Origin of the sequence: Spongiactinospora sp. 9N601 (assembly GCF_044326295.1) — a bacterium.
In the GTDB taxonomy this organism is placed as follows: domain Bacteria; phylum Actinomycetota; class Actinomycetes; order Streptosporangiales; family Streptosporangiaceae; genus Spongiactinospora; species Spongiactinospora gelatinilytica.
In genome coordinates, this window is sequence record NZ_JBIRBB010000002.1 from 435,577 (window position 1) to 449,947 (window position 14,371).

The following is a 14,371-nucleotide window of genomic DNA, read 5'->3' on the forward strand; positions in this document are numbered from 1 at the left end:
TGCTCTGGTCCGGTCGAGCCGGTAGCATAGCGCGACCGGATAGGCACTCACTGTCACACGGGGGAATGGGGCAACGGTGCGTATTATCGGGATCGTCCAAGCTCGTATGGGGTCCACCCGGCTCCCCGGCAAGGTCCTGCGGGAGCTTTCCGGGCGGTCGGTGCTCGGCTGGGTGGTCAGGGCGGCGCGCTCGTCGGGCGTCCTCGACGACCTCGTGGTGGCCACCACGACCGAGCCCGCCGACGACGCCGTGGTGGCGGAGTGCGCGCGGCTCGGCGCGCCCTGCCACCGCGGGCCCGTCGATGACGTGCTCGGCAGGTTCGCGGGCGTGTTGCGCGAACGGCGGCCGGCCGGGGCGGTGATGAGGTTCACCGCCGACTGCCCGCTGCTCGACCCGGGCCTGATCGCCGACGCCGCGCGCGTCTACCGGGCGGTGCCCGGGCTCGACTACCTCGGCACCGGCCTGTGCGGCACGCTGCCGCGCGGCACCGACGTGGAGATCGTCGGGCGCGCCGCGTTCGAGGCGGCCGACGAACTCGCCGAAGGTCACCACCGCGCGCATGTCACCTCCTACGTCTACACCCACGCCGAGCGCTTCAAGGTGCTCGGCCTGAGCTACCCGCCGCCGGCCGCCGACCTGCGGGTCACCCTCGACACCGAGGACGACTGGCGGCTCATCGAGGCGGTCGCCGGGCACACCGGCGACGCCCCGACGCCGGTCGGCGCGCTGGTGCGCTGGCTGCGCGACCGGCCGGAGATCGCCCGGATCAACGCCCACGTGCGGCAGAAGGCGTTGCAGGAGGCGTGAACGGGCGGGTGGGCGTGCGCTGCGACGCCGGCCCCGGGGTCGGCGTCGGGCACCTGGTGCGCTGCGTTGCGCTGGCCGAGGAGCTCTCGGCCCGCGGCACCGAAGTGCTGTTCCTCGGCGATGTGGGCGGCCTGCCCTGGGCCGCGGCCCAGCTCGAACGCCGCGGCCTGCCGCTGCTCCCGGCCAGGCCGGGCGCGGAGGCCCTGGGCTCGCAGGCCGCGTGCCTCGATCTCGACGCGGTCGTGCTCGACTCCTACGACCTCGCCCCGGAGACCGGGATGGCACTGCGCCGGGCGGGCATCCCGGTCCTGGCGATCATCGACGGCGACACCCGGGGGCAGTCCGCCGACCTCTACCTCGACCAGAACCTCGGCGCCGAAGACCGGCACGCCGGGCTGCCCGTGCTGGCCGGCACCCGTTACGTGCTGCTGCGCGATGAGGTGCGCAGGCACCGGTCGGTGCCCGCCGGGGGCATCCCGCACGTGCTGTGCTTCTTCGGCGGCACCGACGCCACCGGCGTGACGATGGGCTGGCTGGACGCGCTGGCCGCGACCGGCGTGCCGTTCTCGGCCACGGTGATCGCCCCGGAGACGGTCGTGCCGCCGCCCGGCCTGCCGATCTCGGTGCTGCCGCCGACCGACGAGCTGCCCCGGCTGATGGCGCAGGCCGACCTGGTCATCACCGCGGCCGGCACGACCGTGTGGGAGCTGCTCTACCTGGGCGTGCCCACCGCGCTGACCTGGGTGCGCGACAACCAGTTGCTCGGCTACCACGGGGTCACCAAACGCGGCCTGGCCGCGGGCCTCGGCGCGGGCAACGACCCGTCCTCGGCGGTGCCCGCGCTGCGCGAGCTGCTGGCCGAGCCCGCCAGGCGCGCCCGGTACGCCAGGCGCGGCCGTCGCGTCGTGGACGGCCTCGGCCGCGAACGCGTCGCCGACGCCCTCGCCCGCATCCGCTGACCGCTCACACGAGGTCCCAGGTCAAGGGGGGTCGGCGCGGCCGTCTGACGGCCTCGCCCGCATCCGCGAGCCATCACACGAGGTCCCAGGTGAGCGGGGTGCCCGCGGGGGCGTCGCGGGTGAACGTGCGGCCGATCACCAGCGGGATCGCGTGCGGGGGCAGCCCGCCCGCCGGGCGGATGGACCGCACGTTGCGGTCGGTGACCGGCTCGCCCGCGCTCACGTCGGCCACCACGTACAGCGAACGCCGGAAGCGCAGCCCCTCCCGCTCGCTGGGCCGCGGCCCGATGCGCGCCCGGCCGAGCGCCTGCCAGGCCCGCTCGCTCTCGGCCACCAGCGCGGCCAGCTCGCCCGGCTCCAGCGAGAACGCCGCGTCCACCCCGCCGTCGGACCGCGACAGCGTGACGTGCTTTTCGATCAGGCACGCCCCGAGCGCCACCGCCGCCACCGCCGCGCCGATGCCCGGCGTGTGGTCCGACAGCCCGACCACCGCCCCGGTCAGGTCGCGCAGCAGGGGCAGCGCGCGCAGGTCGCTGTGCTCGGGCGGGGCCGGGTAGGACGCCGTGCAGCCGAGTACGGCGGGCTCGGCGCAGCCCGCTCCGCGCGCCGCCGTCACCGCCGCGTCGATCTCGCCCGCGCTCGCCATGCCGGTCGAGATGATCAGCGGCCGGCCGGTGGCCGCGCACCGCTCGATCAGCGGCAGATCGACGATCTCCGATGAGGCGATCTTGTAGGCCGCCGTGTCCAGCGACTCCAGTAGTGCCACCGCCGTGGCGTCGAACGGCGAGGAGAACGCGATCAGCCCGCGCTCCCTGGCCCGCCGGAAGATCGGCTCGTGCCACTCCCACGGCGTGTGCGCGCCCTCATAGAGCCGGTAGAGGGTCTGCCCGCCCCACAGCTCGTGTCCCTCGCCGATGCGGAAGGCGGGCAGGTCGCAGTCGACGGTGATGGTGTCGGGGCGGTAGGTCTGGAGCTTCACGGCGTGCGCCCCCGCCTCGGCCACCGCGTCCACGATGGCCAGGGCGCGGTCCAGGTCGCCGTTGTGGTTGCCGGACATCTCCGCCACCACGAACGGCGGGTGCTCGGCGTCGATCGGCCGGCCGGCTATCTTCATCGCGCGTCCTCCCGGTCCAGGCGGATCGCGACGACCTCGCGGGACACGCCGCCGATCTCGCGGTGGTAGACGGAGGTCTCGGTGAAGCCGAACCTCCGGTGCAGCTCGCGTACCGCCGTGTTGGCGGCCAGCACCTCGCCGCGCAGGGTGAGCAGGCCGAGCGCGCCGAAGGCGTGGCCGAGGGCCGCCCGCTCGATCCCCACCCACGCGCGCAGCAGGCCGCCGTCCTGCTCCAGGCCCGCGAGGTCCAGGTAGAACCCCCAGCTCGCCGAACGGTCGAACCCGCCCAGCCCGCTGAAGGTCACCACCCCCCTCGGCGGGTCGTCGCCGTAGATCAGCACCCGGCGGGCCGGGTCGTCGCGCACCCCGGCCCACCAGCGGGCGTGCTCGGCGGGCAGGATCTCGTGGGTGGTGAAGCTGGCCTCCCGCACCAGCGGGTGGTTGCGCCACCGGCGCACGGTCTCCAGGTCGCGCTCCTCGGCCGCTCTCAGCATGATCGCTCACCTTTCGCAACAGATCTATGACAGAGAGTAGCGAGAACGGCCGGTGACGACCGGCAAAGGCTTGCGCAAAGGAGAGGTCAGCGCCCGGTAGTGAGCGCGGCGACCATCGGCAGCGGACGGCATCGTGGCAGCCATGGAACCATTGCTCAGTGTCATCGTGCCGTTCCACGACGTGGCGGACTATCTTGAGGAGTGCCTGGCGTCCCTGGCGGCCCAGAGCCTGACCTCCATCGAGGTCGTCATGGTGGACGACGGCTCGCTCGACGGATGCGACGCGATCGCCAAGGGATACGCGGCCAGGGATTCCCGGTTCACGCTCGTCCGCTGCGCCAACCAGGGGCCGGGCCCGGCGCGGAATCTCGGCATCGGCCTGGCCACCGGCAGGTACCTCGCCTTCGCCGACGCCGACGACGTCGTGCCCCCCGACGCCTACCGGGCGCTGGTGGACAGCCTGGAGGCCACCGGATCGGACATCGCCTGCGGCGGCGTGCGGCGGATCACCTCGGAGGGCGAGGCGCCCTCACCGTTGCACGCCCGATTGTTCCGGCGTATCCGGCAGCGCACCCACATCACCAGATATCAGAGCTTGATGCGGGACCGTACCGTCTGGAACAAGGTCTACCGCCGCTCGTTCTGGACCGAGCACGGCCTGGCGTTCCCCGCCGGGCTGTACGAGGACGCGCCCGTGGCCATCGCGGCGCACGTCCACGCCTCCCGGGTGGACCTGCTGCCCGACATCGTCTACCTGTGGCGGGAGCGCGAGGAGGGCGGCGGTTCGATCACCCAGCGCCGCTCGGAGCCGGCCAATGTCGCCCAGCGCGTCGCCGCGCTGCACGCCGTCCAGGAGTTCCTGGACGAGCACGCGCCCGGCCTGCGCCCCGCGCTGGACGGCATGATCGCCACCTGGGACCTCGGCATCGTCGCCGCCGCCGTCACCGCCGCCGAGGACCCCGACGCGCGGGCCCGGCTGCTGGACCTGGCCGCGCCGTTCGCCGGCGGCCTGCGCGAGGAGGCGGTGCGGGAGCTGCCCGCCGTACGGCGGCTGGAGCTGCACCTGCTGCGCCAGCGCATGGTGGACGAACTCGCCGAGGTACGCCGGGCCCGCCACGAGGGCCGCACCGCCCAGGCCCACGTCGTGCGCCGGGGCCGCAGGAGCTACCGCTGGTACGCCGCCTACCCCTACTTCGGCGACCGCACCCGCAAACTGCCGCCCGACGTCTTCGACGTGACCGACGAGATCGCGCTGCGGGCACGCGTCGAACGCGCCGAATATCGCGACGGCCGGCTGCGCCTGGACGGGTTCGCCTACATCACCCCCGTCGAGAACTCCCGCACCGACCTGCGGCTGTGGCTGGTGGAGATCGGCACCAGGGCCCAGATCCCGATCGACTACGCCACCGAACCCGGCGGGCGGTTCTCCGCCGAGGTGAACCCGGCCGCGCTGGCCGACGGCGAGGGCCCTTGGCGGCTGCACGTCGAGGTCGTCGTGCCCGGCGGCCTGCGGCGGCGCGGGCGGGTCCGCAAGGTCCGCCTGATGGCCAGGGACGGCGACCCCGACGCGCCCTTGGCGGTGGAGGAGAGCCGTCCGGCGGGTCCGTGCCGTATCCGGAGAGTCCGCCGTGAAGCGGGGGGTGCTGCCCAAGAGGCCGGTAAAGACTCGGCCAGGACAGTTTCCCGAGGTGGCTAGGCTCCAGTGACGCAACGCCCGATCTCATCATGCTGTCTGTCATGACGACGTACTCGCTCGCGGATGTGCGTGCCGCATGCAAGGCACGCGACGCCTGGTGGACCGTGTTGTTGGTGGACCCGATCGCCTGCCGTCTGGTGCGCTGGGCGGCGGGCCGTACGTCGATCACGCCGAACCAGGTGACCGGGCTGGCGTTCGTGCTCGGCGTCTGCGCCGCGCTCTGCTTCAGCGCGGGGGACTGGGGGTCCCTGGCCCTCGGCGCGCTGTTCTTCCACCTGGGGTTCATCGCCGACTGCGTGGACGGCAAGCTGGCCCGGCTGAAGGGCAACGGCACGACGTTCGGGCTCTGGCTGGACTTCAGCCTGGACCAGGTCCGCCTGGTGATGTGCTCGTTCGCGCTGTCGTACGGCCTCTACCGGCAGACCGGCAGGATCGAGGCCGCCTACCTGGCGGCGGTGATCATCGCCTTCGACCTGTTCCGGTACCTCAACGGGCCGCACATGGCCAAGGTCCGCAGGGCGATGCGGGAGCGCCTGGTCGCGGCCATGGCCGCCGCCGGGGAGTCCACCTCGGCGGAGAGGCCGGCGGAAAAGCCGGGGGAGGAGCCGGAAGAGCACGAGGAGTACGGCGTCGAACTGCGGCAACGGGCCAAGGAGGGGCTGCAGTCCGGCTTCCGGTCCCGGTTCCCCTGGTACCTCCGGGCCAGGGACATGCTCCTCGCCCGCCGGATCCGCACCCACCTGTTCAGCGGGATCGAGTACCAGATGGCGGTGTTCGTCGTGGGGCCGCTGCTCGGGCCGGGGGCGGTGCCGTACGCGGTGGCGGTGGCCGGGGGCCTGCTGATGCTCTTCGAGAGCGCCCTGGTCTACAAGCTCTGGATGTCCACCCGCGACTTCAAACGGACGATGCGCCGCCTGGCCGTCAAGGCCGAGAAGGCCGAACGGCGGGCGGCCCGCGAACAACGCCGGGTCGGCACGCCGCTCGGCTGAACCGAACCAGGTTCCACAGTTCTTCACACGGGGGATTCACTTCGATGCAGCCACAGCCCGCCCGGCCGGACCGGCCGATCTTCATCATCGGCTGCCCGCGCTCGGGCACCACGATGCTCCAGCTCATGATGCACTCGCACGCCAACATCGCGATCCCGCCGGAGACGCGGTTCATGATGGCCGCCTACCACCGCAGGCTCACCTTCGGCGACCTGCGCGACCCCGACCAGCGGCGCAAGCTCGCCCACTGGGTCGTCAGCCGCCGCCAGACCCGCTTCTACGAGCTCGGGCTCGACGGCGAGGAGGTGACCAGGCAGATCGTGGACGGCCCCGGCACGCTCGGCTCCGCGCTCGGCATCGTGCTGCGCGCCTACGCCGGCCGGTTCGGCAAGCCCCGGTGGGGCGACAAGCGGCCGTCCTACTTCCAGAACATCGAGGTGCTGCTGCGCCTCTTCCCCGACGCGCAGTTCGTCCACCTGATCAGGGACGGCCGCGACTGCGTGGCCTCGCTGAAGGAGATGCCCTGGTACAAGGGCAACGTCTACAGCGCGATGTCCGGCTGGGCCGAGGCGATCGACTTCGCCCGGCACGGCGCGCACCGGATGCCCGCGGGCAGTTACTACGAGCTGCAGTACGAACACCTCATCGAGGACCCGGCGACCGAGCTTGCGGGCGTGTGCGAGTTCGTCGGCGAGGATTTCGACCCCGCGATGTGCCGGCCGCACCTGATCGCCGACGTGGCGGTGCCGGAGCGCAAGACGTGGCACTCGCGCACCCACGGCGAGGTCACCACCTCGCGTTCGGGAAGCTGGCGGCACCGGCTGGAGCCGTGGGAGATCTCGCTGTGCGAGACGGTGCTGGCCGACCGCCTCACCGCCTACGGGTATGAGCTGTCCGGGGCGGAGAAGGCGTCGATGGGACGGCTCGCCGCCTACGAGCGGGTGGCCGCGCGGCGCAAGCTGTCCCGGATGAAGAAGAAGACCTTCGACCGGTTCGTCCGGATGCGTGAGCCGAACCCGATCGGCGCGCAGCTCACCAGCGGGCAGCTCGCCCTGGCCGGACTGCCCAGGCAGCGCACCGGCTCGCCGGAGCTGGCCGCCAAGTAGACGTCCTTGTCCCCGGCGCGATTTTGGGGGAACGCCGGGGGCCGGCACGGGCTTTGCGTCAACGGGCGAGATGCGCGAGCAGCGCCTCCCACCCGTCGAGCACCTGGTCCAGCCGGAAGGACTCCGCGTGGGCGCGGGCGGCGGCACCCAGCCGCCGCCGCTCGCCCGCCGACCCCATCAGGTCCGCCAGCGCGGCGGCGAACGCCGCCACGTCCCCCGGCGGCACCAGCACCCCCGTACGGCCGGACGCCACCAGCGACCGCATCCCGCCCGACACGTCGAACGCCACCGCCGGCACCCCGAACGCCGCCGCCTCCGCCACCGTCAGCGGAGCCCCCTCGTGCTCACTGGCCAGCCCGAGCACCGAACCGTTCAGGTACTCCACGGCCAACTCCCGGGAGGACACCCGCCCCCGGAACACCACCCGCCCGGCCACCCCGGCCGCCCGCGCGTGCTCGCGCAGCCGGGGCAGTTCCTCGCCCTCCCCGATCAGGTGCAGCTCCCACGGCTCGGGCACCCGCTCGCAGGCCGCCGCGAACGCCGAGATCAGCCGGTCGAACCGCTTGACCCCCGCCAGCCGCCCCACGCCGAGCACCCGCCGCGCGGACAGCTCCGCCGTACGTCCCGGCCAGCCCGGCAGCGGGTTGGCGAGCGTCCAGGTGTTGGGCAGCATGGCGTGCTCGGCGAACAGCCCCGCGTCGTCCTCGCTGAGGAAGACCGCCTGCTCCAGCCGCCACCAGTCGCGCCGCACCGAACCGAGGTGCCAGGTGCCCCTGGCGTGCTCGAACGAGCCGTGATAGTGCCCGATGCCCGACAAGTCGGGCGGCAGCAGGGACAGCAGCCTGCTCACCACGGCCGGTGAGGTCATCACGACATGCCCCGGCCCGATCCGCTGGAACAGCGCCCGCAGCCGCCGGTCGGCCAGGCGGCGCGCGGCCCGCCCCACCGGCCCGGCCGCCGTCCGGTGGATCACGTGCCGCCGGTAGCGGGGCCGCTCGACGTACCTGAACGGCCGGCGCGCCCGGTGCAGGCCGATCACGTGCACCTCGTGCCCGCGCCCGGCCAGCCCCTGCGCCACCGTGTGCGTGACCCGCTGGATGCCGCCGAGCGTGTCGGCGTCCAGGCAGGCGAACACCAGCGCGCTCACCGCGCCACCGGCGCCCTGACCCTGCCCGGCCTGGCCGCGCGGCGCGCTCCGAAAAAGGCGTCCACGACCCGCGCCGCCGCCTCGCCGCGCTCGTCCGCGCACCACGTCTCGCGGAACGCCGCGTACTTCGCGGCGAACCCCGCCGCCAGCCGATCCAGGTCCCGCACCGCCGCCACCAGCTCCTCCGTGGTGGTCACGCACGGACCGGGCGCGATGGCGGGCAGGTCGTAGGGCGAGCCGCGCCCCGCCGCCCGGTACTCCGCCCAGTCGTCGATCATGAAGATCATCGGCTTGCCGGTCACGGCGTAGTCGCACATCAGCGAGGAATAGTCGGTGATGAGCGCGTCGGAGGCCAGCATCAGATCGTTGACCTCCGGGTAGGAGCCCCCCGGCCGTACGAAGTGCCGGACGTGCCGGGGCACCACGAACCGCTCCACCGGGTGCGTGCGCAGCACCAGCACCCATTCGGCGGCCAGCGCCTCGGCCAGCTCGGCCAGGTCGGCCCGGACGCTCGCGCCCGAGTACCGGGCATGGTCGCGATAGGTCGGCGCGTAGAGCAGGATGCGCCGGTCGTCCGGTATCTCCAGGCGGTCGCGTACCCGCCGGGCGGCGTCCGGGTCGCCGTGCGCGAGCACGTCGCAGCGCGGCGAGCCGTACCGCAGCACCGGCCCCGCGTATCGGTTGGACGGCAGGAACGTGCGCTCGAACTCCGCCCCCGGCGACACCAGCGCGTCCCACCGGGCCACCGCCGCCGCCCACTGCGCGCGCGGGCCGTCGAAGTCGCCGCGCAGGTCGGGGGCGTTGTAGCCGATCGTCTTGATCCCCTGGCCGTGCCAGGTCTGCAGGTAGCGGGTGCCGCGCGGCTTGGGGTAGTCCAGCGGGAAGCCGTGGCTGTCCACCCAGTAGGCGGCGCGGGCCAGGGTCCAGACGTAGCGCCAGCTCATCCGGCGCACGAGGGTGGCGTCCTTGGGGAAGCCGGACCGCCGCCGCGCCACCGACCACACCGCCGTGATCGGCAGCCTGCGCCTGCGGATCTCCTCGTAGATGTAGCGGGGGTTGCCGGTGTAGCCCTTGCCGACGTCCGCCTCGAAGATCGCCAGGTCGGCGCGGCGCGGCACGACGTGGATCAGGCCCTTGTAGACGCGCAGCTTCAGGCGGGGGTCACCGGCCCTGCGGATCGCCCGCCGGGCGACCCGGGCGAGCCTCGGTACCTGTTTGCGCAGGCCCTCGCGCCGCCAGCGCACGCGCAGCACGGCGGCGTGCCCCTCCGGGCGCAGCGTGACCGTGTGACCGGGGACGCGGACCCGGATCGGCGGCGCGGTGGGATCGACGAGCAGCGCGTCGGTGGTCTTGCGGCCGTCCGGGCGGGTGATCGCGATCCGTGGGTCGTGGGTGCCGTCGTGGCCTATGAGGGGTTTGTTCATGGTTCTGGCCAGGTCGATGGTGACCTCGGAGAGGTAGCCGCCGTCGTCCTGGGCGACCGGGGTCAGGCGTACGGCGCCGGAGCGCAGCCGCAGGTCGGCGCGCCAGCCTGGGGTGGCGTCGAGTACGCCGAAGGGGTCGTAGGTTCTGATCGCCAGGGAGACGCGGGTGCCGTTGGCGGTGAGTTCGGTGACCTCGTGGCGCAGGCGGCTCGCGGTGAACGGCAGCTCGGCCATCCGCATGCAGGTGATGTCGAGCGCGGGGTCGGGGGTCGTGCCCCAGTACGTGCGGCCGTCGTTCTGTACGGCGTGGCGGGGCGCGGCCCGGGGCCCGCCCAGCGAGCGGGCCGCGACCTCCAGCTCCTCGATCCGGTCGGTGACGATCAGGCGGCAGCACACCCGGGTCAGCGGATCGACGGTCGCGTAGACGTCGGGCTTGATCTCGCTCAGGTACGGCCGGACCACGGACGCGAACTCCTTCACCCACACCCGGTCGCGGGAGGGCAGCGGGTTGAGGTAGACGCGGATGTCCTGGCGCAGGAAACGGCGCTGGCGTTCCGGGATCAGGTCGGTGAAGCCGTTGGCCCGCAGGATCACGTCACAGGCCCAGGCGGCGCGGATCCGCTGGCGTACGTTGTCCATCTGCCTGAGCCGCTGCGAGATCGACTTCTCGGTGCCGGGGCGGTCGGGGGCGCGCCGCCAGTCGTACACGATCCACGGCACCACGGCGAACCGGCGGGTCACGCAGAACAGGCGGGCGGTGAAGATGTGGTCCTCGAAATGGATGCGCTCCTCGAAGCGCAGGTCATGCTCCTTGAGGAAGCTCGTGCGGTAGAGCTTGTTGGTCGCGAACGTGTCGAGGAACATCTCCGGGTCGCGGCGGATGCCATCGACGACGCGGCGGCGGTAGAGGTCGGGGAAGTACCGCTGCGGCTTGCGCTTCCACTCGTAGACGCGCTGGATCTGGCCGGTCACGAAGTCGGCCTCGGTGCGCTCGATCTCGGTGATCAGGCTTTTGCAGGTGTGCCGGGGGAGGGTGTCGTCGCTGTCCAGGAACATGATGTAGGGGGAGGTGGCGAGGGCCATTCCGGTGTTCCGGGGGGCGCCGCAGCCGCCGCTGTTGCGGGGGCGGCGGATGAAACGGACGCGCGGGTCCTGGGCGCACAGCTCGGCGGCGACCTGGGGGGTGTCGTCGGTGCTGGCGTCGTCCACGATGATCACTTCGAGGCCGTGCAACGTCTGGTCCAGCACGGAACGCACTGCCCTTGGCAACCGCCCCGCATCGTTGTACGTGATGACGACCACAGTGCAGTCGGGCATGCGACCCCCCTTAAGTCCCTATTGTGACTGTAAGTGGGGGATTGTCCGATCAACGCCACGCATGACCGTATCTTTGACCGATACTTCCCCGCCCAGATCCGCTGGGCCGACAAGCCCAAAGGCGTGGCCCTCGCTGTCGCCCCGATGATCTCCGTGGTCCGGGCTTACAGGCCCAAGGCCCTCGCTCCGCTCGGACGATCTTTTCTGTGTCGGGCTTCGCCCGACGCCGGGGCTGATCACGTGCCGTTTGCTCCGGTGCTGTTTCCTGTACGGCAGGCCCCCTGCCCGCCGCCCCTGTGCCCACCTTCCGCTCTGGTGCCCGGCTTCCCCGGGTGCGTGTCCTCGCCCACCGTTCCCACATCACCTCCAGAACCCCGCGCCCGCGGTACCCCGACCCCCGCCCTCGGCGGGCCGGTGCTCCCGCGCGGCTAAGGGCCCTAAAGGCGTGGCCCTCGCTGCCGCTCGGACGATCTTTTCTGTGTCGGGCTTCGCCCGACGCCGGGGCCGACCATGTGCCGTAAGTCCCGGTACTGGTTCCTGTACGGCAAGCCCCTGCCCGCCCTTGCGCCCTGGTGTCCAGGTTTCCCAAGCGCGCGTCCTTGCTCATCGTTCGGCGGTCGGCTCCACCGCCCCCGTCGGCCTTACCCGATGTCCCGCCTTCGGCGGACCCGCGCTTCCGCACGCCCAAGAGCGTGGCCCTCGCCGTCGCTCGGACGATCTTCCTTGTGTCGGCTTCGCCCGACGCCAGGGCTGATCATGTGCCGTAGGTCCCAGTGTTGGTTCCCGTACGGCAAGTCCGTTGCCCGTTGCCCGCTGCTCGCCTCGCCGACGGTCCGGGCCATGGGCGACTCCTTCCTGGACAGGCGAACTCAACGCCACCGCCGCGAACACCCCCGTCGATGATGTGGCCGCCTTCGACGACGACCCGCCCGGGTCTGCGGGCCGCGCCCTCGAAACGGCCGCCTGGCCTCGCCTGTCTTACCGAGCAACCCGCTCATGCCTTGAGGAGGATGACCAATGAGCACGGGCGCTGGTCTTCTGCGGGCGGCTTCCAAGCAGCTCAGGGTTGATTTCTCCGATCTCGGCGCATCCTTCGGCCGGATGACCTTGGCTGAGAGCCAGATCGAGGCCGCTGCTTGTCGGCACCCCGCCGAAAAGGACGCGCTGATCTCTCGCGAGTCCTCGTTGGGGGCGGCCCGAGGTCCGCCAGTTATGAAGAATGACGGAGTGCGGCGGCGACCTGGTGGCGTGGCCGCGGATTCCGCCGACTGCCGCGTCACTGGGGCCTTTTTCAACCGGTCGCTTGGACCAGGTCAAAGGCGTCTCCATCGGGCTCAGGCCGGGGCTGGTGCCCCGGCAGGACGCCTGGTCATACGGCTACGGCGTCTCGCTTACCACCCCTGACCAGGGAGCTTGAGGTTGAAAAAGATTCACTGTCTGTTAATGGTGTTGAAGAATTCTTCGATGTCCGATGGGCAGCGCTGCAGGATATCGAGGACGTCGCCGGTGACCCGGGCCGCGGCGCCGGACGCGATGATGCTGAAAAGGCCGCTGAGCGTGTCGATGTATTCCTCGGCCCAGCCGAGTCCGGCCGTGCGCTCGCGGAAGTCTTCGTCGGATGCCGGGTGGTAGCCGGTCAGCGGCCCACCCGTGGCCGCCGACAGCGCGGCGACCTCGGCGAAGGTGTGTGCTTTCGGTCCGGTCAGCGTGTACTCGCGCCCGTGGTGCTCATCGGTGGCCGCGCCGGCGATGACTTCGGCCGCGACCTCGGCGATGTCGGCGGCGTCGATGAAACCGACTGCCGCCTCGCCGGTCGGTGTGGCCAGCACGCCGTTGTTGGCGGCGGCCAGATCAGCCAGGATTCCTTCAGTCAGGTTCTGGTGGAACCAGTTCGGACGGAGGATCGTCCAGTGCATTCCGCCAGATTGCAGGTGGAGTTCCACGGCACGCTGCTCTACTTCCGCCGGCGCGTATTCCATGCCCATCGCCGTCATCAACACCACTGCGCCGACATCGGCCGCCTCGGCAACGTCCAGGAATTTGATCACCTGATGGCCGAGGCCGCGCACGGACCGGTGGCCGTCGTCTCCGCCGGGCACGACCACGAACGCCCGATCAACGTTCTCAAGCGCGTCGGCCCATCCCGCCGGGTGCCACCAGTCCAGCGGCGTCGCACTGCTTCTGGATGCGGCCCGCACCTGTATCCCCCGGCGCTCCAGCCGCTCCACCACCCGGCGCCCCACCTTCCCGGTCGCTCCGGTTACCAGGACACTCATCGTTCTACCTCCAACGTCGTTGCCAACTGCTCCAGCAGCAGCTCACGCAGACCGTCATCAGACGGCCGCGGCTGACCCAGAACACGGGGGTACAGCAAACCATCCAACGTGGTGACAATCAGGTCGACGAGCACCTCAACGTCAAACCGGGTACGAAACGCCCCTGCGCGAATTCCCTCGCCCAGCGCGGACACGAACGGAGCGCGGTAGAGGGCCTGCAACCGGTGGCTGTGCCCGCGCAGTTCCTCGTCGCGGGCCGCCGCGCTCCAGAACTCCATCAGCATGCGCCACACCGGCACCGGCGTTGCAAAGCCGCGATCGACAAGACCGACCAGCCGATCCCAGGGATCATCGCGCTCCCCGGCCTGCACCCGCATCGCGGCCACCTCAGCCTCGGTGGACGTGCGCAGCGCTTCGACCAGCATGTCTTCCCGCGAGCCGAAGTACACCTGCAGCGTGCTGACCGCCACACCACTCGCCGCGGCCACGTCTTTGAACCGCGTCTGGTGAAACCCGCGCTCGATCAACACCTCGACCACGTGCTTCAGCACATCCTGACGCCTTCGCCCACCGGCACGCCTGACCTTGCGCTCCTCCGTCATCACCGCTGAACCGTATCACAATCCGGTATGGTGGTACCGATTGTGGGGCGTGTATCAGCGAGCCCACCGCCCGGGGGCCTCCGTCACTCATGGAATGACGGAGGCGTTGGCACAGACCGCAGCTCGGTCAAGCCGGCCAAGGCGGAGACCGGGAGAAACCGCGGGAGGTCAGGCCCGCGAGGTCGACCGGCGGGGTCGGCCGCGGAGGCGCGGACCCTGGGAGGCGCTGGAAGCGGCCCGCAATCGTGATCTCTCATTGCCGCTCCCCGCAGCCATCCGACCCCCGCGTCGAACAGCGCCTTGGCCCTTCACCGGTCGTCCAGGCACGGGCGTCCACCCAGGCCCGAAGTTCCGCCTCGACCTGGCCGAACTCCCGATCCCCTAAGACCTCCGCCATTGACGCCGCTCGGCGGGCGCCATCCGCGCCGCCCTCACCCCG

General features: G+C 71.7%; 11 protein-coding genes. 5 read left to right on the forward strand and 6 right to left on the reverse strand.

The genetic code is table 11. From position 1 onward, the window contains the following. Window positions 1–76: 76 nt before the first annotated feature. The gene (locus ACH34R_RS05635) at window positions 77–808 is read left to right on the forward strand and encodes a cytidylyltransferase domain-containing protein (RefSeq protein WP_397560204.1); all 732 of its coding nucleotides are present in this window, start codon (window positions 77–79) and stop codon (window positions 806–808) included. After that, window positions 805–1,767, forward strand: coding sequence for a PseG/SpsG family protein (locus ACH34R_RS05640; protein WP_397560205.1), 963 nt, complete (start codon window positions 805–807; stop codon window positions 1,765–1,767). The genes ACH34R_RS05635 and ACH34R_RS05640 overlap by 4 nt, the downstream gene beginning before the upstream one ends. Before the next feature lie 73 nt (window positions 1,768–1,840). Here ACH34R_RS05640 and pseI read toward each other — a convergent pair whose 3' ends face one another. Further along, window positions 1,841–2,881, reverse strand: a complete 1,041-nt coding sequence (gene pseI / locus ACH34R_RS05645) for a pseudaminic acid synthase (protein ID WP_397560206.1) — start codon at window positions 2,879–2,881, stop codon at window positions 1,841–1,843. Then, a complete protein-coding gene (locus tag ACH34R_RS05650) occupies window positions 2,878–3,375 on the reverse strand; it encodes a GNAT family N-acetyltransferase (RefSeq protein WP_397560207.1) in 498 nt (165 codons plus the stop codon). Before ACH34R_RS05650 ends, pseI begins: the two co-directional genes overlap by 4 nt. A 142-nt stretch (window positions 3,376–3,517) precedes the next feature. Between ACH34R_RS05650 and ACH34R_RS05655 the strand changes: the two genes are divergently transcribed. Genes ACH34R_RS05655 through ACH34R_RS05665 form a run of 3 tightly spaced genes read left to right on the forward strand, consistent with a single transcriptional unit; the run spans window position 3,518 to window position 7,166 of the window. Next, complete coding sequence (locus ACH34R_RS05655) at window positions 3,518–5,071, forward strand: glycosyltransferase family 2 protein (RefSeq protein WP_397560208.1); 1,554 nt, start codon at window positions 3,518–3,520, stop codon at window positions 5,069–5,071. A gap of 41 nt (window positions 5,072–5,112) precedes the next feature. Further along, window positions 5,113–6,060, forward strand: a complete 948-nt coding sequence (locus ACH34R_RS05660) for a CDP-alcohol phosphatidyltransferase family protein (protein ID WP_397560209.1) — start codon at window positions 5,113–5,115, stop codon at window positions 6,058–6,060. 44 nt (window positions 6,061–6,104) lie between these two features. After that, window positions 6,105–7,166 carry a sulfotransferase family protein gene (locus ACH34R_RS05665; protein ID WP_397560210.1) on the forward strand — a complete coding sequence of 354 codons (1,062 nt, stop codon included), beginning with the start codon at window positions 6,105–6,107 and terminating at the stop codon, window positions 7,164–7,166. Between the two features lie 58 nt (window positions 7,167–7,224). Here the strand turns inward: ACH34R_RS05665 and ACH34R_RS05670 are convergent, their stop codons facing one another. The 4 genes from ACH34R_RS05670 to ACH34R_RS05685 form a co-directional block, all read right to left on the reverse strand. Next, complete coding sequence (locus tag ACH34R_RS05670; protein WP_397560211.1) at window positions 7,225–8,313, reverse strand: glycosyltransferase; 1,089 nt, start codon at window positions 8,311–8,313, stop codon at window positions 7,225–7,227. Continuing rightward, window positions 8,310–11,054 carry a CDP-glycerol glycerophosphotransferase family protein gene (locus tag ACH34R_RS05675; protein ID WP_397560212.1) on the reverse strand — a complete coding sequence of 915 codons (2,745 nt, stop codon included), beginning with the start codon at window positions 11,052–11,054 and terminating at the stop codon, window positions 8,310–8,312. The genes ACH34R_RS05670 and ACH34R_RS05675 overlap by 4 nt, the downstream gene beginning before the upstream one ends. Before the next feature lie 1,430 nt (window positions 11,055–12,484). Then, window positions 12,485–13,330 carry an NAD(P)H-binding protein gene (locus tag ACH34R_RS05680; protein WP_397560213.1) on the reverse strand — a complete coding sequence of 282 codons (846 nt, stop codon included), beginning with the start codon at window positions 13,328–13,330 and terminating at the stop codon, window positions 12,485–12,487. Continuing rightward, window positions 13,327–13,932: a TetR/AcrR family transcriptional regulator gene (locus tag ACH34R_RS05685; protein ID WP_397560467.1), complete on the reverse strand. Its 606-nt coding sequence runs from the start codon at window positions 13,930–13,932 to the stop codon at window positions 13,327–13,329. The genes ACH34R_RS05680 and ACH34R_RS05685 overlap by 4 nt, the downstream gene beginning before the upstream one ends. Window positions 13,933–14,371 lie beyond the last annotated feature (439 nt).

Excerpts from the sequence above, each read along its gene's own strand:
- pseI (WP_397560206.1), bottom strand. The coding sequence starts at position 2,881 with ATGAAGATAGCCGGCCGGCCGATCGACGCCGAGCACCCGCCGTTCGTG.
- ACH34R_RS05650 (WP_397560207.1), bottom strand. The coding sequence starts at position 3,375 with ATGCTGAGAGCGGCCGAGGAGCGCGACCTGGAGACCGTGCGCCGGTGG.
- ACH34R_RS05655 (WP_397560208.1), top strand. The coding sequence starts at position 3,518 with ATGGAACCATTGCTCAGTGTCATCGTGCCGTTCCACGACGTGGCGGAC.
- ACH34R_RS05660 (WP_397560209.1), top strand. The coding sequence starts at position 5,113 with ATGACGACGTACTCGCTCGCGGATGTGCGTGCCGCATGCAAGGCACGC.
- ACH34R_RS05665 (WP_397560210.1), top strand. The coding sequence starts at position 6,105 with ATGCAGCCACAGCCCGCCCGGCCGGACCGGCCGATCTTCATCATCGGC.
- ACH34R_RS05675 (WP_397560212.1), bottom strand. The coding sequence starts at position 11,054 with ATGCCCGACTGCACTGTGGTCGTCATCACGTACAACGATGCGGGGCGG.
- ACH34R_RS05680 (WP_397560213.1), bottom strand. The coding sequence starts at position 13,330 with ATGAGTGTCCTGGTAACCGGAGCGACCGGGAAGGTGGGGCGCCGGGTG.
- ACH34R_RS05685 (WP_397560467.1), bottom strand. The coding sequence starts at position 13,932 with ATGACGGAGGAGCGCAAGGTCAGGCGTGCCGGTGGGCGAAGGCGTCAG.